Here is a 24,308-nt window from a genome sequence, read left to right on the forward strand (position 1 = left end):
TGGGGGTTCCTTGATCAGTCCGCGCGAGGCTGACTGTTCTTCTCGGCCAGGGTCTTGTCGTCGCTGATGGCGATGTGCGCACCGTTGTCCAGTTTGATCTGGCCGGCCGTGACCACTTTTTCGCCGTTCTTCACACCTTTGGTGATCACCACCTGGCCGTCGCGGCGTTCACCGGTTTCGATGAAGCGCCGTTCAGCGATCAGGACCGGCTGGCCCTTGTCGTCCTTTTCGAGGCTGCCGTCTTCGGCCTTTTTCTCTGCGACCACATAAAGTGAGTTGCCATAGAGCGTGTAGGTGATCGCGCTTTCCGGCACGACGATGCTCGGTTGCGGGTTGGGCAACATCACCTGCAGGCTGGCGAACATGCCGGGCAGCAGCTTGCCATCGGGGTTGGCCAGGGTCGCGCGGACCTGCATGTTGCGCGTGCTGTTTTCCAGTTTCGGGTTGATCGCACTGATGGTGCCGGGGAAGGTCAGGGAAGGGTAGGCCGCGACGATGATTTCCACCGGCTGGCCGATGGCGACCTTCGGCACCGACTGCTCGGGCACGAAAAAGTCGACGTAGAGACTGCTGAGGTCTTGCAGGGTGGCAATCATGGTGCCACTGGCCAGATAGTCGCCAACGTCCACCTGGCGAATGCCGATGGTCCCGCTGAAGGGGGCGACGATGCTTTTTTTGCCGAGCGCCGCCTTGAGTTGATTGACCGTGGCCTTGCTCTTTTTCTGTACCGCCGACAGGCGATCGAACTCGCCTTTGGAAATGGCCTGGCTGCCCACCAGCTGGCTGCCGCGACCGTAATCGAGTTGGGCCAACCCGAGGTCGGCCTGGGCGGTTTCGAGCAAGGCGGTTTCCACGGCGCTGTCCAGGCGCAGCAGCGGTTGACCGGCCTTGACCTTCTGCCCGGACTCGAACTGCAGATCGACGACCGTGCCGTCGGTCTCCAGGCTCAGGTCCACGCCTTGCAGCGCCTTGAGCGTGCCGACCGTGGGCAGGCGGGCCTGCCATGGCCGTTCGGTTGCCGTGGCCACGGCGACGCTGATCGGCGGTTTGGGCGCGGAGAAGCCTTGGATCATCGTGTAGATGGAGAAGGCTTTGTAACCGGCCAGGACCAGCACGACCAACAGAACAACACCCAACATGATCAGCATGCGGCGACGCAGCATATTTCCAGTTCCTTGGAGAAAATCAGGTGAGACAGTGGGGAACCTTACCCCGACTCCGCAGGTGATTCCAATGGATGTTTTTTGGGGCTTCCCCCCATCTGTAGGAGCCGGCTTGCCGGCGAAGGGGTCGCTGGATTTGCAGCGATCTTTGGGGCGCCTTCGCCGGCAAGCCGGCTCCTACAGGATCTCCATCAAGCCATCAAGTGAAGATGGTTGTCCCAGAGCCCCGCAGGCAGCTCCAGCGGTTTTGCCAGCAGGTTTTCCTGGCGGCAATCGTAGTAACGGCAACGGCCCTGGCCCGAGGTCACGACAAACCCGTCGGCCACCGCACCCACCCCGGCGCAATCGGGCAGTGGCGCATCCAGGCGCACTTCGCCGCTGTCCAGGTCCCAGATGAAAAAGCGATTGCCCCGGGGTGCGGTCAAGGCGACCAGGCGCAAGTCGCTGTGCACCGCGACGCTGGCGGTGTAGTGCCCCATGGCCTGCAATTGATGCTCAGGCACCGGGAACGCCACGAACGGCTGGCCGGGACGCTTGATCGCCAGCAGCTCCGAGTGCTCGTGAGCCGCTCCCATGAATTGCTGGCCGGCAACGATGGTGCCGTCGCTGGCGATGCCCAGGTGACGCACGCTGTTCATCTGCTGGCCGAGGGTTTCCTTGCTCAGCAGGGTGCCGTCGCGCTGCATCAGCACCAGGCTGGGCTCCATGGCATTGAGGTTCATCTCGACCCGGCTTTCGGCTTCGGTGCGGATGCCGCCGTTGGCCACCACCAGGGTCTCGCCATCGGGCATCCACGACACTTGATGCGGGCCGATGCCGTGGGTGGAGATCTCGCCGCTGTGGACCAGGCGTTCGCCTTCGAACTTGTAGACACCAAGCAGGCCGCGACCCGGATCAGTGGTGTCGTTTTCTGTGGCGTACAGCCAGTCACCACTGTGGTGAATCACCGCATGTCCGTAGAAGTGCCGGTTCGGCTGCGACGTCACGGTTTGCAGCAGCGTGCCGTCTCGCAGGTCGATCAGGTAGCTCTCGGTGCCCGGACGCCGGGCAACGAACAGCGCGATCGGCAGCGCCGGGTGGTTGATGATGTCGTGGCAGCGCTGGCCGACCTGGGTGGCAAACACCCGGGTGCCGTCCAGTCGGTAACCGACGGCGTAGTGCTTGCCGTCGGTATCGTCCCGCGCCGAGAGCAGCAGCGGGCTTTCATCCTTGTGCCTGGACAGCGTCCAGCCGCCCAGTGTCACCGCACCCAGCAGCAAACTCCCTAACTTCAGCGCCTGGCGTCGCAGCATGGAACTTGCCCTCATCAGTCACCGTCGTTGGCGTTGAAGCCCAGTTGGATGCCCAGCGCCTTGGCCAGCTCGCCTTCGTGCAGGCGGTGGACGACGTTCAGGCTGTCGTAGAGATCATTGAGTTGCTGGCGACCGGCGTCGTCGTCGAGCATTTCGGTCAGCGAGCGCTGGCTGCTGGCGAACAGTTTCAACGAGGCGGCGTAGGCCGCGTCGATCTTGTCGGCCAATGGCTTTTGATCGCTCGGCAACAGGCCGCGCAGGCCTTTGTTGTCGACACCTTCCCACACCGTTTTGGCGGCGGCGAGGCTGGCCTCCAGGGCGCTCAGGGACGACTGGCTACGCCACGCATCGGCCTGGAACGGCTGCGGCACGCCTTTGCTCTGGCGGCCCATCGGCGTGCCGAGCTTTTTCTTCAAGGTATCGAGGGCGGTCACCTGCACACGCAGCAGATCGGCGATCGCTTCGTGGGAGTCGGCGTAGCGCTGGTTCGGGAACTTGCTCATCTGCGCGAGCATGCCGTCGGTGTTGTTCCAGCTCTTGAGGATCTCTTCGGCCAGCTGTTTCTGGCGCTCGCCAATGGCGATCAGCAGCGGGCAGTACTTGGCCTTCTGCTCGGCGTTGGCCACATCAGGCTTGCTGTCGAACAGGATGTATTCGTAGGCCGACAGGCCTTGCACCACGACGCTGGACTTGGCCAGCGCCGCGGCATCGATCTGTGGTTGCGCGGTGACCAGTTGTTCGACCTGACGACCGACCAGGTTCTTCTTGTCCGGCCAGAACTGCACTTGCCAGGCACGGTTGCCCTCGGCCAATGGACCAATCAGCAGCGGTTGCAGCTCGGCCCAGGCTTTTTGCGCGTGCAGGAAGTCGGCACGGGCGGTTTCGAGGTTTTCCTTGCCTTCGCAATAGGCGAGGGCGCTGACGGCCAACTGGCGGTCGGCTTCAACCCAGCGGGTGTAGGTCGGCAGGATCACCGACTTGGCGATCGCTGCCGAGGTGACGGCCTGCGGGTCCTGCGGCGAGCAGGCGCCCAGGGCGAGTGCGGCAAGGCTGGTGAACAACAATTTGGGACGGAACATGTCGGGCTCCCGCTGGAAGATGCGTATTAAAGGGAATTCAGGAACGCCAGCAACGCAGCGCGCTGCTCGGCATTGAAAGTCAAAACCTGTTGCTGCGCCGCTGTTGCCTCGCCGCCATGCCAGAGCACGGCTTCAAGCAGGTTGCGGGCGCGGCCGTCATGCAGGAACTGGGTGTGGCCACTGACCGCCTGCGTCAGGCCAATGCCCCACAACGGCGGGGTGCGCCAATCGCGGCCACTGGCCTGGAACTCGGTGCGGTTGTCGGCCAGGCCTTCGCCCATGTCGTGCAGCAGCAGATCGCTGTAGGGGCGAATCACTTGATTGGCCAGTTCAGGTTCGGCGGCGTTGGCGGCGGTGGTGTACTTCGGGGTGTGACAGGACTGGCAGCCGGCCTGGTAGAACAGGTTTTTGCCGGCCAGCACCTGGGGCGTGCCGACATCGCGACGCGCCGGCACGGCGAGGTTGCGGGTATAGAACAGCACCAGGCGCAGGATGTTGTCGCTGACTTCAGGCTCGCCATTTAGGCCGTTGCCGCTTGGTGCCTGTTTGCAGGCGGTTTGCGCGTCGGTGCAGTCGTCAAAGGGGCGAAGGCTGGTCGTGAGGCCCATGTCACCGGAAAACGCATGCACATTTTGTTGATTGAGGTTCGGTTGCCCGGCTTTCCAGCCAAATCGCCCGAGCACGGTTTTCTGCTGCACGTCATCCCAGACCCGGTTCGGACGCCCGGCAATGCCGTTATTGGCCTTTGCCTGCGCTTGGGCATTGGCCAGGATCGCCTCTTCCGGGATGGCCTCCAGCAAGCCCAGGCCAATCATCGGCGGCGCCACCCGGGCCGAGAATCGCGTGTCGGGGTGCATCGGGCCGTAGTTCAGTTGGGTAATGTTCAGGCTCGGTTTGCGCAATTGGACTTCGGTGCCGTCCTTGAAGCGAATCGGCACCGGCGTGTACTCGACCCGCACCTTGCCTTCCGGGGTGACGCCAGGCACGGCCATGTCCTGGAACTGCCCGCCATAGACCGGCTCCGGTACGACGCCCTGCTGCTCGATGACCTTGGCGTAGGCCGGGGCGTCAGGAATCGACAGGCGTACCAGCATAGACACGGCATTCGACGCATCGGCGGGCGGCGGGTGACCGCGGCCGTCCTTGATATGGCAGCCCTGGCAGGCATTGGTATTGAACAGCGGGCCGAGGCCGTCGCGGGCGGTGGTGGTCGATGGCGCGATCACCCAGGGGCTGCGAAAGAAACTGTTGCCGACGCTGAAGTCCACGCGCCGTGACGGCGGCAGGTTGGCGGAGGGCAGCGAAAAGGCGTTCTGGTCGGTCTTGCGCACGGTCGTGCTGCCGCCGGAGCGGGCTTCACCGGGTTCGGCCTGGGTGAACTTCGGGGCGTCATCGCAGGCACTCAGGCACAGGGCCAGCAACAGTGCGGACAAGCGAAGAGGCAGCGAGGGCATCAGACATCCTGCAAGACGAGCAAAACAAGGGCGCAAAGTCTAACAGGGCAGGGGGTTTTGAATAAGAGGAATTATCGTTTGCCTGATTTGGGACATAGACCCAGGCCTGACGCACCCAATACATATGTAACGCACCAGGGGGTTCTCCCAGGGGCACGATGGGGGCTGTTTACCCACAGAAGAGATTCGCCATGCTGCATGAACCTTCATCCCTGGCAGCGTTACCTGCCGTCCGGGACAATTCCTTGCAAATCACCCAGAGCAGGAAGTTGTCGGCACTGAGTATCCAGACCGCAGAGCTGTTCCAGGGCCAACCTGCCTTCCATGCTTTCGTGCAACAGCACTTCGACAAGGCGTTCCCTGATCTGACGCCGTCGCTGGATCTGCTGCGCAGCTTTATCGAGTGTCTCGAAACCGACGACGCGTCCACCGGGGAGCCGGACGACACGTTCGATATCCAGTCGATGTCGTCCAGCCTGATGGACGCGGTGGTGCAACGTATCGTCACCGGGCAAGCGGCGGACTTTACCAGTCGCAAGGCCCGCTTCTATCGAGTACCCGAAGCGGGCGGGGAAGCGACGCTCCTGACCGCGCTCACGCCCGGGGCGTTCGATACATTTCTCGATGACCTGGCCGGCGGGTTGCTGGCGAACTATGGACAGTACCTGGATGAATACTGGGCTGGCGCCGTGGGCCCGACCGATTCGCGAACCCGCAAGCAATGGTTGATCGAGACTCGAACCGAGGCGCTGAAAGCCGAAGTCGCCTTGCTCAAGGGTGATGGCCTGCTCGACGCCACCGATGAGGCGCTGTTTGGCAAAGTGTTGCGCTACCCGACCGCCCAGGCTCGGCAGATTTTAAAAAGTTATCGTCCTTGTGTGTATGGGCTGGCCCTCACGGACGATGAGGCAGCCCATATCCCGCTGCATGGTGCGTTCATCCTGACCGCACGGGACCCGCAAGACTCGGAGGTGAAGTGGGATACCAAGGACGCTGCCCCGACGATTCGTCCCGTTGCGCCGACAGCCAATGTGGGCCAGGTGTTATTGTTTGTCCCCGCCATGGGTCTTGAGGCGTTCGACTCGTTGGCCAGCCTTGACCGCGAACTGCATCGAAGATTGAGCCATGGCGCCGAGTTCACGACGTTGCTGGCCTTGGTGGCCGACAAGGACCAGGCCCGCGGCCTGGCCTTGCATCGTGCTGCCCCTGAACGCGATCGGGTGCACTACCTTGAGCGTCTGGACTCTCCCTTCAGCCATGGCATTGAATCGCAGTGCCTGCTGATTCGCGAAAACCTCGCCTCGACCGTTGACAGGTACCAGGATACGGGGGCGCACATCGATAAGGCGGACCTGCCCTGCGGATTTGACCGGGTGACCGATTTGCGCAGGGCCTTTGATGTCGAGCAGGTCTTGTGGGCGCGGATCAAAAAGCGCTGCCGGGCCCGGTTGGCGGCCTTTCTGCAGGATGCCGACGAAACCGACAAAAATGCCTGGGCCACAGCAACGGCCAGTTATGGCGAGGAACTGGCCAACCTGTCCGAGCCCGAAGGGTTTCCGTCATTAACCCAGTTCAGCAACCGCCGTGACCTGTTGGCCTACAGCAATCGCCGACTTCGCGCGGCCCTCGAGGGCGAGTATGGCCTGACGGTCAATCCGGACGACATCATCGTCCACAGCAAGGAGCCATCAGTCCCTCCGATTGTCGTTCCCCCCGGCGCGCCCGGCTCCACCATCCGCGATCCCGGCGAGCCGCTGTACAAGCACCGCAAGCGGACGTTGACCGAGCTGGCCCTGGAAAATGTCGGTGGACTGGATTTCAACTTCACCCATTTCTCCAGGATGACCTTGAAGGTCGAGGGCAGCGACAAGCCCGAGGAAGCCTTGCAGCCCGAGGATATGCAGGCAGCGAAATCGGCCGAGACGTTTGACGACTTGAGCCTTGAGCAGGTCAAGGACCTGGTCCGCAGGCTCAACGTCGGTAAAAATTACGACGCTTTTTTGAAGGACGCATTGATCACTTCCCCGCAGGCGGCGGTTCGCAAGCAAGCTTATGCCCGGGTCATGGAACGGCAGCTGCGCCTGGACGCCATTGAAGCCAAGATCAATGGCGATTTTTACCCGGACCGGCTGGCACGTGGTTTCAACTGGGTACAGGCGGTGCTCGATGCGCCGGTCGACGACGATAAGCGTCGCGAGGTCGAGGGGCATCGGGTGGTGGTAGAACATTTGAAGCTGCGCGGTCAGCGGGTACGCGGGGTGTTGTTGTTCCGTACGTCCGCGGCCGGCGGTTCAATTGTGGCGTATACGCCCCAGGCGCCTGGCGGGCGGGTGTTTCATGAGTTTGTCGCTGAGCGCTTCACGCTTGATTTCACCCATGACAGTCAATGGCGGGAGTATCTGGTTGGGCGGGTAGAGCGGGCGTTCCAACCCCATGTCCGGTCCACGTTGAGAGGTCGGGGCGACCTTTCAATGGTTCACATGTCCAGGATTGCCAACAACCTCTTTGAGGACGCCTACGAAACCGAGGTCAATTTTGCGATCAACGATGCAGCGGCTCAAGTGACCACCACCGAGCAAACCAACGTCGAGACTGGAATCAGCGTTGCCACCACGGCGCTCGATGTGCTGATGATGGTATTGCCGGTGCGGGTGACCTTGCCGATCGGCCTGGCCAGGAGCCTGTATTCCGTCTTCAACGTGGTGGAAGCGGCGAGCCTGGGAGACCGAACCGCCGCGGCCCATCACGTCGTCCGGGCATTGGGCGAGTTTGTCGGTGCGTTGGCCGATGGGTTTGTCGGCTCGCGGCATGTCAGTGGCGGGCTGAAGGTCGCTCCAGGCGCGCGATGGTTGAACCCGGAAATGGCGCTAGGGAAAAAGCCCGAGGGGCTGTTGCCCTTGCCGGGGTGGGAGGGCAAGGGCATCCACTACAGAACATCGAAAGTCGATGGTTCAAAGCAGTATTTCCTCAATGACCGAAACCACTGGTACTCGATCATCGATGAAGGTTTCGAGGACGCCTGGCGAGTCAGGGACGCTCGCAAACCGATCCAGGGGCATTACTCACCGATTCGCCAGGATTCGGCGGGGCACTGGGAAATCGGCACTCATCACGATGCGCCCGGGTTGGGCGGCGGAGTCACCGAGAGAGCACTCAGGGATGTTCGACCGTTTCTTGACGAAACACAGGCCAGGCGCGTGTTCGACTCGTTCCTTTTTCCGCGAGGACGTCAAAGCGAGTTCGAATTGAGTCTGGTTGATCACCTGCGCAGAGGGATGGACCTGAGTGTTTTCGACCCGTACCTGACGATCTCTCCCCATCGTTTGCAATTACGCCTCAGAGGCCTGGATTTCTCGCGCTCATGGAGCGGCGGCGAGGTTACCGACACCACTCGACCGGCACCCGTTGAGCCGACGCCAGGGCCGAGTCGACCGGCGCCCGCCCCGTCGCGCCCGGCCCGTCCAGCCAATGAGAAATTTGCCGATTGGGGGCAAGTCATTGATGCGACCCAGCTTCAGTTGCAAAACGCGCAAATGGGGATCTATCGACGAACGGCGGGCGACCCGGCGTTGGTCGGGCGCGACTACGTCAAGATCGACGAGCGCTATTATCCGATCCTGCCTGCCGGGGGAACCGTGAGAGAGGGGCTGGTTTTCATGTACGACCCGGCCATCGAGATCAATAATTTTGTGCAATTCGAGCAGTTGCTGCGGTCTGATCTGTTCAGCCAGCCAAGAGTGGCCACCTTCAGTACGACACTGTCCCGGTGGGTACATCCGATCGAGTTGCCTTTCGAGAAAAGTATCGCTGCGTACGTGGAGGATGGGTTTGCGACGTTGACCGTGGATTCGCGGTTGCAGGTGGCCAACCGCCTGTTCAATCAGGCCAATCCAGCGGGGCCAACCGGCTGGGGGATCACTTCGATGCGGCGCACCCTGCAGAACTGGCGTTTCGGGCCCTCGGCAACCCGAGCGTCATTGGGTGATCCGTTGTCGATGCTGCCGAGAGCGCCGAGGGCACTGGATGGGTCCTGGACGCTCAACAGCCCTCCAGGTTATTACAGTCGGCTGCATTTCAGCACTGAAGGGGTTGATGTGCTGTTGCATGACGCGCTCAGTAGCGGATCTGGAAGTACGCTACGGACATTGATGACCGAGCGATTGACCGGCAGTCGCTACCAGGTGGTCCCCGGCGGTGCCGGGTCCGAGCTGATTTTCCGGCGTCCGGGGCGTGAGACGCTGTATTGGTTGACCTTACGCAGCGTCGTGGGGGACGTGGTCGAGGGCGGCAGCTATGTCGGTCCAAGGACTCACCAGATGGACCCTGCAACCCGTGCGTTGTTCGTTCAAGCTCAAGCTGACAACAACCTGGTGACATTGATCGGCGGTATCCAGCAGCCGGTGGAAGGTGGCGCGGTGAATATTTTCGTTTTCCGCATCTGAGGCAAGCGAAGCGACAAAAAAATGCCCCGAACGTGTCGGGGCATTTTTATGCACAGGCTGGCCTGCGTTGATCAGAACTCGTGATCAGCGTTGTCCGGGTTCAGGTCGCTGATCCCCAGTTTGCCGGCGGCGGCTTCGATCGAACCGGTCTGCTTGACCAGTGAGGCGATGGCGTCACGGACTATCTGGTTGCCGGCGGTGTTGCCGGCAGCGATCAGCTGGTCGTAGTGCTCACCCTTGTTGGCGTGATCGACGATGACCTGCATCTTGGCTTCGGTGGCGGCCAGGTCGGCCTTGAGCGCGGTGTCGGCAGCCGGGTCGGCCTTGGCCACCAGGGACGACAGGCTGGCGCCGGTCATTTTGGTGCCATCGACGCGGGTGTATTCGCCCAGGTACACGTTACGGATGCCTTTGGCATCGTAGAACTGCGAGTTGTGGGTGTTGTCGCTGAAGCAGTCGTGTTCGTCTTCCGGGGAGTTGGCTTCCAGGGAAACCTTCATGCGCTCGCCCGCCAGTTCGCCCAGGGACAGGCTGCCCATGCCGAACAACATTTTGCGCAGGCCGCTTTCAGCCGGTTCCGCTTCCAGGGTGGCGCGGTAGTTGTCGGCCACGTTCGGCTTCCAGTTACCGACCATTTCTTCCAGGTCGCTGACCAGCAATTGCGTCACGGATTTCAGGTAGGCGCGGCGACGATCGTTGTGACCGCCGGTGGCGCCTTTGCCTTCCAGGTAGTCCGAAGCTGGACGGTTGCCGGCGCCAGGGCCGGTGCCGTTCAGGTCCTGGCCCCAGAGCAGGAATTCGATGGCGTGATAGCCAGTGGCGACGTTGGCCTCGGAACCGCCCAGCTCGTTCAGGCTGGCGAGTTTTTCCGGGGTGATGTCCTTCACGTCGACCTTGTCTTCGCCGACCTGGATTTCAGTGTTGGCAATGATGTTGGCCGTGGCGCCAGGGTTACCCAGTGCGTGCTCGTAGGATTTGTCGACGTAGTCGATCAGGCCTTCGTCCAGTGGCCAGGCGTTCACCTGACCTTCCCAGTCGTCGATGATGGTGTTGCCGAAGCGGAACACTTCGCTCTGCAGGTAAGGAACGCGGGCGGCGATCCAGGCAGCCTTGGCGGCTTTCAGGGTGTCGGCGTTCGGCTTGGCCAGGAAAGCGTCAACGGCGGTTTGCAGGGTTTTCGCAGTGGATTCGGCATCGCTGTAAACGGCGAACACGATGTCGGCGTAATGTGCGACAACGGCCTTGGCAGCGGCTTCGTCGACCTTGCTGGCAGCGGCAGGTGCAGCGGCTGGAGCGGCCGGGGCAGCAGCGGTGCTGGCCGCTGGCGCAGGAGCGGCCGCTTTTTCTTTGTCTTTACCTTCACCGCAACCGGCGAGGGAAATTGCGATGGCCAACAGACTGGCGGTAGCCAGAGGCATACGAATCATGGCGAACATCCTGCTTCGAGAGGGGGTGGTATAACGCGTCCAGCGCGCAAAACTGCGACATAATGCAAATCTTTCGCATTATGTGTAAAGGGTTGTGGTTGGAAATATTTCTTATTCACCTTGTGGGAGCGAGCTTGCTCGCGATGAACGTCAGGGCGCCGCGTTTATTAAGACAGCACGCGTTATCGTTAACGTCCATCGCGAGCAAGCTCGCTCCCACATAGGGATTACAAGATGGCCGCGTTGCTACGCTGGGCCTGCCTCAGGTAAGCGCTCAACTCCCGCGCCGGCAGGGGTTTGCTGTAGAAGTAGCCCTGCCCCTCGTGGCAGCCCTCGGAGATGATGTAGGCCTCCTGCTCCAGGGTTTCCACGCCTTCGGCAATCACCTGCATGCCCAGGCTCTTGCCCAGTTGAATGATGGCGCGAACGATGGTCGCGTCGTCGTCGTCATCGAGCAGGTCCTGGACGAAGCTCTTGTCGATCTTGATCTTGTCCAGCGGCAGGCTTTTCAGGTAACTCAGTGACGAATAACCGGTACCGAAGTCGTCGATCGCGATCAGCGCGCCGGAGCGGCGCAGGCTGAGCAAATGCTGGGCGGCGGTGCTGATGTCTTCCATCAGGCCGGTCTCGGTGACCTCCAACTCCAGGCTGCGCGGTGGCAGGCGATACATTTGCAGCAGGTTGTTGACCACCCGTGGCAACTCGGCGTGGTGCAACTGCACTGTGGACAGGTTGACCGCCATGCGCAGGTCGCTGAAGCCCTGGTCGTGCCACTCGCGCAACTGTTTACAGGCCTGGTCCAGCACCCACTCGCCGATGGCGATGATAGTGCCGTTCTGCTCGGCCAGCGGGATGAACAGGTCCGGAGGTACCATCCCGTGCTCCGGATGCTGCCAGCGGATCAACGCTTCGACGCCGACCACCCGGTGATCGCGATAACTGATCTGCGGTTGGTAGACCAGGTAGAACTGGTCGCGGGTCAGTGCATCGCGCAGGTCTTTTTCCAGTTCGCGACGCCGACGCATTTCGGTGTCGACGCTGGCGATATAGAACTGATAGCGGTTGCGCGAGCGCGTCTTGGCCAGGGTCATGGTCTGCTCGGCTTTTTGCAGCAGCTTCTCGGTGCTGTCGCCATCCTCGGGGAACAGGGTGATGCCAATGGTCGCGCGCAGGCGGATCTGCTGGTGATCCAGGTCAAACGCCGCTTCCAGGTCATCGAGAATGCTTTGCGCCAGTTCGGCGGCTTCGTAGGGTTGCTCGATATCGGCCTGGACCAGGGCGAACTGGTCGCCACCCAGGCGGGCGAGGGCGCCCAGGCGTCCGCTGTGGGCGCGCAGGCGATCGGCCAGGGCCAGCAGCAACTGGTCGCCGGTCTGGTAGCTGAACTGTTCGTTGATGCCCTTGAAGTCATCGAGCCCGACACACAGCACCGCGACCCGGCGTTGCAGCTTGCCGGCATCGACCAGGATCTTGTCCAGCTGCGTCTGCAATTGCTGGCGGTTCGGCAGGCCAGTGAGGAAATCGTACTGGGCCATGCGCAGCAGGCTGTTTTCCGCTTCGTGGCGCAGGTGGGTGTTGCGCTCGATGGATTCGAGCAACTGGTTGGCGGTGTTGATCCACACCCCCAGTTCGTTTTTCTCGTGGCCCTTGAGCAAAGGAATCTTGTGCTCGCTGGGGCGGTCGGGATTGATTTCGGTCAGGTGCTCGATGATGCGCGACAAAGGTTTGGTCAACAGCCAGTGATAGACCAGGTACAGCACCAGTCCCATCGCCAGGGCACGCAATACCCCGGAAATGAAGATGATCACCGAACTGACGATAAAACCCTTGCCGTAGGTGGCGGTGTCGAGGGTGATGCTCAGGTCGCCGTAGTACTCGCTGTAAGGGCCGCGTCCCACCAACTGGGTGGTGAAGGTGCGTTCCTTGCCGAGGATCAGGTCGGTCAGCCAGCGACTGCTGGAGTGCTGCAGCTCACGGGATTTCTGCGCCAGCATGGCTTCGTTGGGATGGCCGATGGACGCCTGACGCACGGCATCGTCCTGGAACAGGCCTTCGATCACCTGCATGCCCATTTCCCGGTCCAGGCTGTAGACGGCCTGGGTCGAAGGGTCGCGGAACATGTCGAGGATGCGTTCGGCATCGCCGGCGACGGCCTGGCGTGTTTTATAGGCATCGAAAACAATCTGCGCGCAGCTCAAGACCACGCCGACGATCAATGCCGACAGGAGCACGACCCGGAGCAACTTCACCGACAAGCTGTTCTTGAGTTCCAGCTTCAAAGGGTTATTCCTTGTTCCGTGCGGGTAGCGTCAAGTTGCCATGAGTATTGGCAATCCCGTGATGGCAGTCAAAGGGACAATCCACCCTGGGGGAATTTGCCTGCTGCTTGGCCGATTTGCTGTTGTCTGGGGCGATTGCCCAATGAGTACTGTGTCGGTAGTCGAGTCCTTCAACTTGAGGGGATTGGGACAAAATTTCCTTTTGTTTGATGTTAGACGGCTGTGGCGCTGAGGCAAGGGGCCGAGTGCCGGTTTCAGGGCACAAAAAAGGCGACCCTCTTGCGAGAGTCGCCCTGGCTTTAACTACGGTTGTCGCTTATTCCGACAGTTTGTACGCAATCACATAGTCACCCTGTTTGGTGCCCAGCGAACCGTGACCGCCAGCCACGACCAGCACGTATTGCTTGCCGTCCTTGCCGGTGTAGGTCATCGGCGTGGTTTGCGCGCCTGCCGGCAGGCGACCTTCCCACAATTGCTTGCCGTTTTTCACGTCATAGGCTCGCAGGTACTGGTCGAGGGTACCGCTGAGGAAACCGACACCACCGGCGGTGGTGAAGGTGCCGCCCAGGCTCGGTACGCCCATGCTCAGGGGAATCGGAACCGGCGAGCTGTCGCGCACGGTACCGTTCTTGTGCATCCAGATCTTTTCATGGGTGGTCAGGTCGATCGCGGCCACGTAGCCCCACGCCGGCGCCTGGCACGGCAGGCCCATTGGCGACAGCAAGGCTTCGAGCACCACGCCGTACGGCGCGCCCTTGTTGGGTTGCACGCCTTCGGTTTCGCTTTTGCGCGGGCCCTGGGCGGCGATTTCGGCGGCCGGGATCATCTTCGATTTGAACGCCATGTAGCTCGGGTTCACGAATGCGATCTGACGCACCGGGTCAACCGAGATTCCGCCCCAGTCGAACACGCCGAAGTTACCGGGATAGACGATCGAACCCTGCAGCGATGGCGGTGTGAACGGGCCGTCGTAGCGCATGGATTTGAAGTCGATCCGGCAGATCAGTTGGTCGAACGGCGTGACGCCCCACATGTCGCGCTCCTGCAGCGGCGGTGGCATCAGGTTGAGGTCGGATTTCGGTTGGGTCGGCGAGGTGTGGTCGCCTTCCACCGCGCCTTGCGGCACCGGCACTTCGTTGATCGGCACGATGGCCTGGCCGGTGCTGCGGTCCAGCACGTAGATGCTGCCTTGCTTGGTCGACGTCAAAACGGCCTGCTTCACGCCGTCAGCGGTTTTCAGGTCCATCAGGGTTGGCTGGCCGCCGACGTCCATGTCCCACAGGTCATGGTGGGTGAACTGGAAGTGCCAGCGCACTTTACCGGTGGCGATGTCCAGGGCGGTCAGGCCGGCCGCGTGCAATTCCGATTCGGGGGTACGCGCGCCGCCGAACTGGTCCGGGGTCTGGTTGCCCATCGGCAGGTAGAGCATGCCGAGTTTTTCATCGACCGCGAACATCGACCACATGTTTGGCGAGTTGCGGGTGTAGGTCTTGCCCTCGGCAATCGGGGTGGTGTCGTCGGGGTTGCCGCTGTCCCAGTTCCACACCAGTTTGCCGGTGTGCACGTCGAACGCGCGGATCACGCCGCTCGGCTCGTCGGTGGAGACGTTGTCGGTGACGTGGCCGCCAATCACCACCAGGTCCTTGGTGACCGCGGGAGGCGAGGTGGAGTAGTAACCGCCGGCGGTGAAGCCGCCGATGTTGGCGCGCAGGTCGACCTGGCCCTTGTCGCCAAAGTCTTCGCACATCTTGCCGGTGTCGGCGTTCAGGGCGATCAGGCGGGTGTCGGCGGTCGGCAGGAAGATCTTGCGCGGGCAAGCGCTGGCCGGGGCCGGGCTGGCCGAACCGGTCGGGCTCTGCTCGGAGGCATACACCGCGTCATCGTGATAGGTCACGCCACGGCAGGTCATGTGCGCCCAACCCTTGAAGTTCGCCGCGTTCTGCGTCGACAGCTTCGGATCGAATCGCCAGATTTCCTTGCCGGTGTCCGGGTCCAGCGCGATCACCTGGCTGTGCGGCGTGCACACGTAGAGCATGCCGTTGACTTTCAGCGGGGTGTTTTCGGCGGTGGTTTCACCCGGGTCGTTCGGCCCTGGCAGGTCGCCGGTGCGGTAGGTCCAGGCCGGTACCAGCTTGTTGACGTTCTGCGGGGTGATCTGCGCCAGCGGCGAGTAACGGTCGCCATGGGCGCTGCGGCCATAAGAGTTCCAGTCACCGTCAGGCATGGCCGGGGCGGTGTTGGTCATGCCCGGCACGCTGTCGCGATCCAGCTGACCCTTGATTTCATCCGGGTTGGTGAACTGGCTGGCCAGGGCGGTTGCGCCCGCGATCACCACGGCCACGCTCAGGGCGCCGGTGCCCATGGGGGCGGCGCCATTACGCAGCAGTGGACGGCGGAACCACGGCAGCAACATGACCAGGCCCAGGGCGAACAGCATTGCCAGGCGCGGCACCAGCTGCCACCAGTCGAGGCCGACTTCCCACAGTGCCCAGACGGTGCTGGCGAACAGCACCAGTGCGTACAGGCCCAGCGCGGCGCGGCGCGCGGCGATCAGCAGGATGCCGGTCAGCGCCAGGCCGATACCGGCCAGCAGGTAGTACAGCGAACCGCCGAGCATGCTCAGCTTGATCCCGCCGGCCAGCATGGCCAGGCCCATTACCAGAAGCAGTATGCCGAGCAAGGTCGGCAATAGACGGCTTCGACTCAAAGCACCCTCAGTGCTCATAGTGTGGTTCTCCGTGACGTTTCAAGTGGTCCCGCGCAGGTTCACTGTAGATGACGATCCCGCGTGGGCATGGTTCAGATATATCTATCGGGTTCACGCAATCCCCTGTAGGAGCGAGCTTGCTCGCGAAAAACCTGAGAACGATGCGGGGTGTCAGGTTTTCGCTGCGTTATCGTTCACGACCATCGCGAGCGAGCTCGCTCCTACAAGGGGTTTTGTGGTGTTGGTTAGAAGGACGACTGGATCTTGATCCCGCCAATCAGCGCGTCATCGACCTCGTTCACGCCACCGGGGTGGCGGATGTATTGCAGGTTCGGGCGCACGGTCAGCCAGTTCGTGACGTGCACGCCGTAATAGAGCTCGGCGCTGTATTCGGTGTCCTGCGGCGGCAGGAAGGCCGGGTCGTCGTAGTCGAAGACAGCCTTGGCCTGATTGCTCGCCTCGGCATTCTTGCGATACGCCGGGTTGACATGCACGCGGGCCATGGCAAAGCCGATGTCATCCCGGGCGCGGGCATCGATCAGGCCTTTGTAGACGAGGCCGGCCTGGACATAGTTGTCGATGGCGTTGGTTTTCTTGTCGTGCATCGTGCCGTTGGCGAACAGGCTCAGGCCGCGGGAATGGTCGCTGGCGATGCTGGTGACTTGCTGCTGGATGCCCAGCCACACGCCGTGCTTGCTTGACGCGCTGCGGTAAGCCTCGCCACTCAGGGCGGCAGGCTGGCCGTGGCTGTCCTTGTAGACATCGGTGGCGTTGGCGTTGCTGTAGTAATAGCCGGCACGGTATTCACCTGGCAGGCCATTGAGCTTCGGCGTCCACACCAGTTCCACCGGCAGGATGGCCCCTTGGGTGCCGCTGCCACTGAGCTTGAAGCCGTTGTCGCGATCGAGGTTCGACGGGTTTTGCTCATAGGCGCCGACCTGCGCGTACAACTCGGGTGTCAGGTGAAACTTGACCCGCATCGCCCACTGGCTGACGGGCCAGTTGTACCAGATGTCGCCCACCCAGTTGCCGACCTGGGAGCCGCAGAACGCCAGGTTCTGGAAGTCGCAGGGAAAGCTGTTGAAATCTTCGCCCTCGCCGAAACGGCCGACCTTGATGTCGAGTTTCTGGTCGAGGAATTTCTGCTGGTACCACATCTGGGTGAGACGCGTGGTCTGGCCACGGCCCCAGACTTCCTGGGCCGAGGTGAAGCCGCCGACCCGAGGGTCGTTGATCCGGTCGTTGCTGATGTTGTTGCCGCTGCGCTTGGTGATGGTCAGCTGGAACTCGGCGTCGTCCCAGCCGAGGATTTTCTGCAGGTCCAGGTGAGTGCCCAGGGCGAACTGATCGCTGTAGCGAGCGGTGCGATCGTGATCGTAGCCGCCATGCAGGTTGCTGCCCATTTCGCCGGTGTAGTCGATCTTGAAATCGTAGCCCTTTGCCGAGAGTTCACTGCGGGTGCCGTTCCAGTCACCGAGCATCCACGGGGAGTCGCTGTCGAAGGCGGGCGCCGCCTGGGCGCAAGTGGCGAGGCTGAAAGCGCCGAGGCCTGTGAGCAGGCATGCGACATGCGCAAAGACAGCGCTGTCTTTCGAGAATCGTAATTCAGGCATAGAGAAGGAATTCTTGATCTTTTTCTGGGGGATGAACGTAAACGACAGAAGCAAAGCTGACGGCAGAAGCGTTTCAGCTTGGGCGGGCGTAAGGATAATGTTCTGTTACAAATAGAGAAAGCGCTTTTACCGACATGCATCCTTTCAGATTTGGTAACAGTCCTGCAGGAGCTGCCGCAGGCTGCGATCTTTTCCGTTTCACCTACATTTAACGTAAGGTGCGCGGCTTCCAATTCCCACTCTGCTCGAAGGCCTGGCATGAACGCACACAACCCCGATCCGCTGCACGGCGTGACACTTGAACAGATCCTCAACGCGCTGGTTGAACACTACGAGTGGTCGGGGCTGGCCGAGCGCATCGATATCCGTTGCTTCAAGAGCGATCCGAGCATCAAGTCGAGCCTGACGTTCCTGCGCAAGACCCCGTGGGCGCGGGAGAAAGTCGAACGTCTATACGTGAAACTGATGCGCACCAAGCGTCCGGTTTGACATGCCGCCCGCGCAGGGTATGCAGCGACGCTTGATTACACTGGCGGCCGTGCTGGGCTGGGCCGGCCTGAGTATCCAGCTGTACCTGATTTTTTTTGCGCGCTGGAATTTCGGCGCCAGTCTGCTCGGCGGCCTGGTGAGTTTCTTCAGCTATTTCACCGTACTGAGCAACACCCTGGTGGCGACCGTGCTGACCTGTGCAGCGACGTCCCGCGAATCGGCGGCGCGTCGCTGGTTCCTGCAGCCGTGGGTCAGTAGTGGCATTGCCGTGAGCATCGTTGTGGTCAGCCTGGCCTACAACCTGTTGCTGCGTCATCTATGGCATCCAGAAGGCTGGCAATGGCTGGCCGATGAGTTGCTGCATGACGTGATGCCGCTGCTGTTCCTGGTGTATTGGTGGCGTTGCGTGCCCAAGGGCAGGCTGCGGGTGGGACACATCGGATTGTGGGTGATCTATCCGCTGGCCTACTTCGCCTATTCGCTGCTGCGTGGGCATGTGCTGGCGGTTTATCCCTACCCATTCATTGATGTCGAGAAACTGGGTTATCCACAGGTGTTCATCAATGCCGGGGGATTGCTGGTGGGGTTTGTCTTGATTGCGTTAATGGTGATCGGCTGGGATCGGTGGCTGGGGCGTCGTGTCAAAGTCCTGGATTTGTAGTGTAGGTAACATCGCCATCGCCAGCAGGGCTGGCTCCCACAAGTGTGATGTATACAAGATCCCATGTGGGAGCCAGCCTGCTGGCGATAGGGCCACTGGTCGGAACTGTTATTTCTAACAGTTTCCCCCAACAAGCCCGCAGCGGATAAGTCTCCCCTGAAGCCATCGGGTGCACGGCAGAAGCCGGCACCTGGCTAAACTACAAGGAGCTTTTATCATGGCCAATCCTGCGCCAACGCTGAATATCAAGGTCAGCGGCTCTCCCTTGAAAGCAACGATTACGCTCGCAAAGTTCAAGGGACCTCTGTGCCTCTGCATCCCCAATATCGCAAAGCTTTATCCCGAAGGCATTGTCTATGCCATTATCGGCGATCCTGAAGACCCCGAATTGAAAGGTGCCGACATCGCCGCAGGCGAGTGGGTACCCTCATCGCCAGATGCAGAACCGGAAGACGGTGAATATCAACAGAGCCAAGACCTGGAGGTCGAGCTGTCCCTGGCGCAGTTGCAATGGTTCAAGGGTCGAATAGTGGAATTGCGTTATCAGGGAACAGGAGAATCGAGTCTGACTACAGATTCAGACCCGATTTTACTCACCATCATTTGAACCAGCATGGCACCACAAGGCTCCCACTAGGGTGTGGTGTACACAGATCCCATGTGGGAGCCAGCCTGCTGGCGATGGGGCCCTGAAGCCGGTCACTCCTCGTCGCTGTCATCCAGCCGCCAGTAACCCACGGCCTTGACGAACTGCTCATCCAGCCCATGCTCATCGAGCAACACCCGACGAATCTGCCGCGACACTTTGCTCTCGGTCGCCACCCACGCGTACAGGCTGCCGGCGGGCACCTGGATCTGGCGCACGGTGCTCAGCAGATGATCCTTGCCGCCTTCGCGCAGCACCCAGATTACATTGACCTCGGCAGCACTCTCCAACACCTGCTGTTCCTTGCCGTTTTCCACTTCGACAATCACCAGCGCCTTGCGATTGGCCGCCAGGCCTTCAAGGCGTCGGGCGATGGCGGGCAGGGCGGTCTCGTCGCCGATCAGCAGGTAGCTGTCGAAGATGTCCGGCACGATCATCGAACCCCGTGGCCCGCCGATGTGCAGGAACTGCCCGGGTTGGGCTTGTTCGGCCCAGGTCGAGGCAGGGCCGTCGCCGTGCAGGACGAAATCGATATCCAGTTCCAGGGCATCCAGGTCATAGCGGCGCGGGGTGTAGTCGCGCATGGCCGGCTTTGGGCTGTCGTCCTTGCCGGCGCCGAGTACCAGGGTGTCCAGTGCCGCCTGTTGCGCCGCGTTCTGCGGGAACAGCAGCTTGACGTGATCGTCGGTGCCGAGACTGATGAAACCGGCCAGCTCAGGGCCGCCCAGGGTAATGCGGCGCATGCGCGGGGTCAGGTCGACGACGCGCAGGACTTCAAGTTTGCGACGTTTGATCTCGTGCATCACACGGTGAATGGTTGTGGTATCGACTGCGGTCATTCGGCGATCTCCTGGCCAGCCTGAACGGCTGGGCCGTCGACAATGGCTTTGGCGGTGTTGTTGAGCAGGGTGGCGACGCGCTGGATCTCTTGCGCACTCCAGCGGCCGTGGTGCAGTTGCAGGGCATGGCGCAGGTTATGCACCGCCTCGTGGATTTCCGGCGGGCGATCATGACCGCGCAGTGAGCGTTTGCTGACATCGATGCGCACCCGCACGCCTTCGAGGGCGATGGCCTGATCGCTCAGGGACAGGCGGCCGGCGTCGGTCACGCTGTAGCGTTTCTTCCCGCCTTCGGCATCGCCCTGGATCATTTCGCTTTCTTCCAGAAAGGTCAGGGTGGGGTAGATCACACCGGGGCTGGGGCTGTAGGCGCCGTCGAACATGCCTTCGATCTGGCGGATCAGGTCGTAGCCGTGGCAGGGCTGTTCGGCGATCAGGGCCAGCAACAGCAATTTCAGGTCGCCGGGGGCGAATACCCGGGGTCCGCGACCGCCGCGTTCGCGGCCGGGGCGTTTTTCGAAGCCGTCGCGACCGTCGCCGTGTTCGCGGTGGGGGGAATGATGGTCTCTCATTTTTTCCTTCTCCTGTCGTGTCTAGATACAACGTAAGATATATCTTATGCCCCGTGCAAGCTTTTTTGACCAGCGGTCGGTAGGTGCGCCGCGCCCGTCGGTCCGGCGGGAGAAAGGAGTGCTGGCTATTTTAGAGTAATTAAACTAATTATCAGGCTTCCAACTATTGTCAGTAGTTAGTTACTGGCTAAGTAGTATGGTTCTTACAGAAGTTGTTTTAGTTTTTGTCTGTATGCATTTTCAGATAAAACTGTGTGTAGGATATGGCTGATGGGTAAATGTCGTAGTTGTCTGATTTGAATGCTTTTTCTGTCGATGCGTGAGTCACTTTTACTACATGTTGCGCAGAGTTTTCGTACTTACTTTCTTAGGAAATTGGTCAATCATTCTCCGTGTCGAAAGTTGAACCGAAACGCCATCATTCTGGTTGTTGGCACGGATCATCAAAACTTTCTACAGACCAATCCTTTGAAAACACAGGTACTCGACAATGTTCAAGAAGTTTGCAATCGCCGTCCCGATGACCCTCCTGGCCCTCAGCACTTCGATGGCGTTCGCTGCGGAAGAAGCGCGCACCTCCATCAACATCACCGCTGATATTCCGAGCAAGGTGTTTCATGCCCAGCCTGTGAACCCGGATTTCGGCAAAGACGAAAATATGCGGTACCAGTTGGGCACCGGTACCTTGACCGATGTAGCCGGCATGTTCGACATCCAGCACACCAACGGCTCGGTGAATGCTTACGTCGAAGGCGGCCCGCAGCCATTGTTCAATGGCAATCCAGCGCAAAACATTCCACTGACCTACACCTTCAACGGCGTAACACTGACCGGCACTTCGCAGGAAGTGGTGGGTGACACCGAGTCCAATGGCGGGATGCGTGCCGAGATGCGTATTACGGCGGCCAAACCGGGCGATGGTCAGACCGGCCTGTACACCGCCAATCCAGTGGTGGTCTTCGACGCCATTCCTCGCATCACCCAGTAATACGGTTATTCACCAGGGCACTGTCCCTGTTTGATGACAAATACCGGTCGACGGGTAACTTCTGTCCGTCGATCGGGTTTCAATGCATTTATCTTCAGAGAATTCCGTTCATGTTCCCGATGACGCCCATCGCGACGGCGCTTGCCCTGTGTTTTTGTGCAAGCGCCCTGGCTGCGCCCATGGATAACAGCCAGACGCCTCGAAGTTTGCTGGCGCAAGCCAAAGGTTTACCGAGTGAGTTTGAAGAGCACTTCTTTGATGTGCCGCTGGCGGTGCGCGTGGAACTTGATCAACAATTTCTCGGTGAGGCGATGGTCGTGTTATCGCGCGACGATCGCATCACCCTCGTTGACTTCACTGATGTCAGCGACAGCTCCATCAAGGCCAGTGAACGCGATACCTGGTCGAGCTATCTCAAGCAAGGCATAGCGCTGGGCGGGTGTCAGGCCAAGTGCCCGGAACAGCTTTTGGCCGTGCACTACAGCCTGGAAAATTCCCTGGTTTCGATCCTGACCGAAAACGCCGAGCGCGACGACCAGGTGCAGCGTTACTACAGCCTGCCCGAAGGCGGCAGTACCGGCTTGATCGTGCGCAACCAGTTGAACCTCAACGGTGGCCAGAACCAGGACCTGGGTGGGCGTTATGGCCTGGAGGCCAGCAGCAGCCTGGGCAACTGGACGCAAGCGTTGAACGTTCAGTTGTCTCGACTGGGTGGCCTGGATAACCAGCTCTATCACTCGGTCAACGAGCTGTACACCCAACGCGAACTGGAGGGCAACTTCCTGCGCCTGGGTCTTTTCACGCCCTCGTCCGAAGGCCTGACCCGCCAACCGCGTACCTTCGGCACCAGCCCCGACACCGCGGTGGGCGTCATGTATGGCAGCTCCGACAGCCTGGCCATCAACAACCCGAAACCGGCGGTCTATCCGGTCTACGTCACCGCCAATCGCCAGGGGGCGGTGGAAATCTACCGCGACGGTCTGTTGATCAATACCCAGGCCGTACCGGCCGGATTGCAGACCCTCGATACCCGGCCGCTACCCGGCGGCATTTATGAAGTGGAAGTGCGCCTGATCGAGGACGGCCAGATCACCTCCAGCACACAGGAGCTGATCTACAAACCCAACAATTGGCGCAATCACGACGAGCGCTGGCGCTACAACCTGTTTGCCGGCCGTGAATCCAAGGTGCTCAGTAACTGGGACGAGCAGGACGACGGCGACATGACCGCCGGCGCGGCCTTCAACTTCCTGCTGCACCCGCGGGTCATCCTGGGCTTAAGCGGGCGGCAGGTGCGCGACACGTTGCAATACGGCACGTCGGTCGATTGGGCGATCGTCAACAATGCCAATCTCTTTGCCAACATCTACCAGACCGAAGACTACGGCACCGGCCTCGATGTGCAGGGGCTCTGGTCCTATGGCAGCGGCAGCATCGTCGCCAGCCACACCCGCAGCTGGCTCGACACGACCCGACTCTACGACACCTTGCCCGATGGTACGCGGGTGCGGCAGCGCAACGTGTTTGTTGGCCAGACCAGCAACTCTTCGTTGTCGGTGAATCATCGGCTCGACAGTAAAAACTCGCTCAACGCCCGGGTCTCCCACAGTGAAGGCAACACCGAAGGCACCGGCGTCGATCTCGGCTGGACCCAGCGCACGCGCCTGTTCGGCAGCGATGCCAACTGGCGGCTGTCGCTGTTCGATCGGCCTGGCAGTTACAGCTCCGGTGACGATAGAAATCGTGGCGTCGACTTGAGCCTGACCCTGGCCTTGGGCGGGCCGGGTGAGCAGATCTCCGGCAGCATCGGCTCACGCACCGACCGCGATGGCGGGCGGGACAACAATGCCTCGGTCACCTACCGCAAGGACTTGCAGGATCACCTGCTGCAAAGCGTTTCGGCGACGGCCATCACCGACACTTACGGCATCGGTTTGAACGCCATGGCGACCATGACTTCGGACCTGGTCAACGGCGACGGTTTCATTCAGCGCTCGTCCTACAACAACGACCTCACCGGTGGCCTGAACCTGGACAGCACCGTGGCCGTTGGCGGACAGAAAATGGTCATGACCAGCCAGTACCACCGTAACGGCGCCGGCATGATCATCGACGTGGAGTCCGATATCGAGGGCATTGCCCTGCGTGCCGACGACCTCAGTGGCGGCAGCGCGGTGCTGCGCCCGGGGCGAAATTTCGTGCCGATCACCGCCTACAGAAGCAGCTCGGTGAGCTTCGATTTCGAGGGCAATCACGTGCCTGCCGCGACCATCCAGCCCGCCCGTTCGAGCTATCACCTGAACAAGGGTGGCGTGGAATATCGCCAGGTCCGCGTGATGAAAACCCTCACCGTGCTCGGCCGCTTGATCGACCCCCAGGGCAATCCGCTCAAGGGCCACCACATCATCAACCACGCCAGTCGCGGCGTGAGTGAAGTGGACGGGTTTTTCTCCATGGAAATGAATGCAGGCTCACCGACGCTGGAGGTGCGCCACGGCAACCAGTTGCTCTGCCAGTTCCGCCTGGACCCGAGCCTTGGGCGCACTGAAAACAACGTGTTGATGATCGGCGATCTGCGCTGCACGCCGGATACGTTGGCGGGTATCGGGCAGGCGGAAGGGGAGGCGGGTTAAACCGTCTCGGACGTATTTCAAGGG

At 61.0% G+C, this 24,308-nt stretch carries 16 protein-coding genes; 6 read left to right on the forward strand and 10 right to left on the reverse strand.

The window, feature by feature from the left end; translation table 11 throughout:
- Nucleotides 1-14: 14 nt before the first annotated feature.
- The 4 genes from ACM6I6_RS26585 to ACM6I6_RS26600 all read right to left on the reverse strand — a co-directional run bounded on the left by ACM6I6_RS26585 (nucleotide 15) and on the right by ACM6I6_RS26600 (nucleotide 4,988).
- On the reverse strand, nucleotides 15-1,163 hold the full coding sequence (locus ACM6I6_RS26585) for an efflux RND transporter periplasmic adaptor subunit (RefSeq protein WP_274074241.1): 1,149 nt from the start codon (nucleotides 1,161-1,163) through the stop codon (nucleotides 15-17).
- A 191-nt stretch (nucleotides 1,164-1,354) separates the two neighbouring features.
- Entirely contained in the window at nucleotides 1,355-2,455 is a 1,101-nt protein-coding gene (locus ACM6I6_RS26590; RefSeq protein WP_414920927.1) for a DUF1513 domain-containing protein, read from the reverse strand.
- Nucleotides 2,456-2,469: 14 nt separating this feature from the next.
- Nucleotides 2,470-3,534, reverse strand: coding sequence for an imelysin family protein (locus ACM6I6_RS26595; protein ID WP_274074243.1), 1,065 nt, complete (start codon nucleotides 3,532-3,534; stop codon nucleotides 2,470-2,472).
- A gap of 26 nt (nucleotides 3,535-3,560) precedes the next feature.
- The gene (locus ACM6I6_RS26600; protein ID WP_414920928.1) at nucleotides 3,561-4,988 is read right to left on the reverse strand and encodes a di-heme oxidoredictase family protein; all 1,428 of its coding nucleotides are present in this window, start codon (nucleotides 4,986-4,988) and stop codon (nucleotides 3,561-3,563) included.
- Nucleotides 4,989-5,179: 191 nt separating this feature from the next.
- Between ACM6I6_RS26600 and ACM6I6_RS26605 the strand changes: the two genes are divergently transcribed.
- Complete coding sequence (locus ACM6I6_RS26605) at nucleotides 5,180-9,430, forward strand: dermonecrotic toxin domain-containing protein (protein WP_414920929.1); 4,251 nt, start codon at nucleotides 5,180-5,182, stop codon at nucleotides 9,428-9,430.
- A 71-nt stretch (nucleotides 9,431-9,501) separates the two neighbouring features.
- On the opposite strand, the gene ACM6I6_RS26610 is transcribed toward ACM6I6_RS26605, so the two are convergent.
- The 4 genes from ACM6I6_RS26610 to ACM6I6_RS26625 all read right to left on the reverse strand — a co-directional run bounded on the left by ACM6I6_RS26610 (nucleotide 9,502) and on the right by ACM6I6_RS26625 (nucleotide 17,456).
- On the reverse strand, nucleotides 9,502-10,857 hold the full coding sequence (locus ACM6I6_RS26610) for an imelysin family protein (RefSeq protein ID WP_274074246.1): 1,356 nt from the start codon (nucleotides 10,855-10,857) through the stop codon (nucleotides 9,502-9,504).
- A 227-nt stretch (nucleotides 10,858-11,084) separates the two neighbouring features.
- Nucleotides 11,085-13,136 carry a putative bifunctional diguanylate cyclase/phosphodiesterase gene (locus ACM6I6_RS26615; protein WP_274074247.1) on the reverse strand — a complete coding sequence of 684 codons (2,052 nt, stop codon included), beginning with the start codon at nucleotides 13,134-13,136 and terminating at the stop codon, nucleotides 11,085-11,087.
- A gap of 316 nt (nucleotides 13,137-13,452) precedes the next feature.
- Entirely contained in the window at nucleotides 13,453-15,861 is a 2,409-nt protein-coding gene (locus ACM6I6_RS26620; RefSeq protein ID WP_414920930.1) for a glucose/quinate/shikimate family membrane-bound PQQ-dependent dehydrogenase, read from the reverse strand.
- Between the two features lie 227 nt (nucleotides 15,862-16,088).
- Nucleotides 16,089-17,456, reverse strand: a complete 1,368-nt coding sequence (locus ACM6I6_RS26625) for a carbohydrate porin (protein ID WP_414920931.1) — start codon at nucleotides 17,454-17,456, stop codon at nucleotides 16,089-16,091.
- A gap of 258 nt (nucleotides 17,457-17,714) precedes the next feature.
- On the opposite strand from ACM6I6_RS26625, the gene ACM6I6_RS26630 reads away from it, so the two are divergent.
- The 3 genes from ACM6I6_RS26630 to ACM6I6_RS26640 all read left to right on the forward strand — a co-directional run bounded on the left by ACM6I6_RS26630 (nucleotide 17,715) and on the right by ACM6I6_RS26640 (nucleotide 19,213).
- Complete coding sequence (locus ACM6I6_RS26630) at nucleotides 17,715-17,945, forward strand: VF530 family DNA-binding protein (RefSeq protein ID WP_414920932.1); 231 nt, start codon at nucleotides 17,715-17,717, stop codon at nucleotides 17,943-17,945.
- A gap of 19 nt (nucleotides 17,946-17,964) precedes the next feature.
- Nucleotides 17,965-18,606: a Pr6Pr family membrane protein gene (locus tag ACM6I6_RS26635; protein ID WP_406591850.1), complete on the forward strand. Its 642-nt coding sequence runs from the start codon at nucleotides 17,965-17,967 to the stop codon at nucleotides 18,604-18,606.
- A gap of 217 nt (nucleotides 18,607-18,823) precedes the next feature.
- Nucleotides 18,824-19,213: a hypothetical protein gene (locus ACM6I6_RS26640; protein ID WP_414920933.1), complete on the forward strand. Its 390-nt coding sequence runs from the start codon at nucleotides 18,824-18,826 to the stop codon at nucleotides 19,211-19,213.
- 92 nt (nucleotides 19,214-19,305) lie between these two features.
- Here ACM6I6_RS26640 and ACM6I6_RS26645 read toward each other — a convergent pair whose 3' ends face one another.
- Both ACM6I6_RS26645 and ACM6I6_RS26650 read right to left on the reverse strand, forming a co-directional pair.
- Nucleotides 19,306-20,091 carry a siderophore-interacting protein gene (locus tag ACM6I6_RS26645; protein ID WP_414920934.1) on the reverse strand — a complete coding sequence of 262 codons (786 nt, stop codon included), beginning with the start codon at nucleotides 20,089-20,091 and terminating at the stop codon, nucleotides 19,306-19,308.
- Nucleotides 20,088-20,663, reverse strand: coding sequence for a PadR family transcriptional regulator (locus ACM6I6_RS26650; protein WP_274074256.1), 576 nt, complete (start codon nucleotides 20,661-20,663; stop codon nucleotides 20,088-20,090). The genes ACM6I6_RS26645 and ACM6I6_RS26650 overlap by 4 nt, the downstream gene beginning before the upstream one ends.
- A gap of 490 nt (nucleotides 20,664-21,153) precedes the next feature.
- On the opposite strand from ACM6I6_RS26650, the gene ACM6I6_RS26655 reads away from it, so the two are divergent.
- On the forward strand, nucleotides 21,154-21,651 hold the full coding sequence (locus ACM6I6_RS26655) for a CS1 type fimbrial major subunit (RefSeq protein ID WP_274074257.1): 498 nt from the start codon (nucleotides 21,154-21,156) through the stop codon (nucleotides 21,649-21,651).
- A gap of 110 nt (nucleotides 21,652-21,761) precedes the next feature.
- Nucleotides 21,762-24,284 carry a TcfC E-set like domain-containing protein gene (locus ACM6I6_RS26660; protein ID WP_414920935.1) on the forward strand — a complete coding sequence of 841 codons (2,523 nt, stop codon included), beginning with the start codon at nucleotides 21,762-21,764 and terminating at the stop codon, nucleotides 24,282-24,284.
- Nucleotides 24,285-24,308: the final 24 nt, after the last annotated feature.

The organism is Pseudomonas sp. IT-P218 (assembly GCF_949767605.1).
In the GTDB taxonomy this organism is placed as follows: domain Bacteria; phylum Pseudomonadota; class Gammaproteobacteria; order Pseudomonadales; family Pseudomonadaceae; genus Aquipseudomonas; species Aquipseudomonas putida_AE.

Bases quoted from the DNA above. Each gene is read 5' to 3' on its own strand.
- ACM6I6_RS26585 (WP_274074241.1), bottom strand. From the start codon at position 1,163: ATGCTGCGTCGCCGCATGCTGATCATGTTGGGTGTTGTTCTGTTGGTC.
- ACM6I6_RS26590 (WP_414920927.1), bottom strand. From the start codon at position 2,455: ATGCTGCGACGCCAGGCGCTGAAGTTAGGGAGTTTGCTGCTGGGTGCG.
- ACM6I6_RS26595 (WP_274074243.1), bottom strand. From the start codon at position 3,534: ATGTTCCGTCCCAAATTGTTGTTCACCAGCCTTGCCGCACTCGCCCTG.
- ACM6I6_RS26600 (WP_414920928.1), bottom strand. From the start codon at position 4,988: ATGCCCTCGCTGCCTCTTCGCTTGTCCGCACTGTTGCTGGCCCTGTGC.
- ACM6I6_RS26605 (WP_414920929.1), top strand. From the start codon at position 5,180: ATGCTGCATGAACCTTCATCCCTGGCAGCGTTACCTGCCGTCCGGGAC.
- ACM6I6_RS26610 (WP_274074246.1), bottom strand. From the start codon at position 10,857: ATGATTCGTATGCCTCTGGCTACCGCCAGTCTGTTGGCCATCGCAATT.
- ACM6I6_RS26620 (WP_414920930.1), bottom strand. From the start codon at position 15,861: ATGAGCACTGAGGGTGCTTTGAGTCGAAGCCGTCTATTGCCGACCTTG.
- ACM6I6_RS26625 (WP_414920931.1), bottom strand. From the start codon at position 17,456: ATGCCTGAATTACGATTCTCGAAAGACAGCGCTGTCTTTGCGCATGTC.
- ACM6I6_RS26630 (WP_414920932.1), top strand. From the start codon at position 17,715: ATGAACGCACACAACCCCGATCCGCTGCACGGCGTGACACTTGAACAG.
- ACM6I6_RS26635 (WP_406591850.1), top strand. From the start codon at position 17,965: ATGCAGCGACGCTTGATTACACTGGCGGCCGTGCTGGGCTGGGCCGGC.
- ACM6I6_RS26640 (WP_414920933.1), top strand. From the start codon at position 18,824: ATGGCCAATCCTGCGCCAACGCTGAATATCAAGGTCAGCGGCTCTCCC.
- ACM6I6_RS26645 (WP_414920934.1), bottom strand. From the start codon at position 20,091: ATGACCGCAGTCGATACCACAACCATTCACCGTGTGATGCACGAGATC.
- ACM6I6_RS26650 (WP_274074256.1), bottom strand. From the start codon at position 20,663: ATGAGAGACCATCATTCCCCCCACCGCGAACACGGCGACGGTCGCGAC.
- ACM6I6_RS26655 (WP_274074257.1), top strand. From the start codon at position 21,154: ATGTTCAAGAAGTTTGCAATCGCCGTCCCGATGACCCTCCTGGCCCTC.
- ACM6I6_RS26660 (WP_414920935.1), top strand. From the start codon at position 21,762: ATGTTCCCGATGACGCCCATCGCGACGGCGCTTGCCCTGTGTTTTTGT.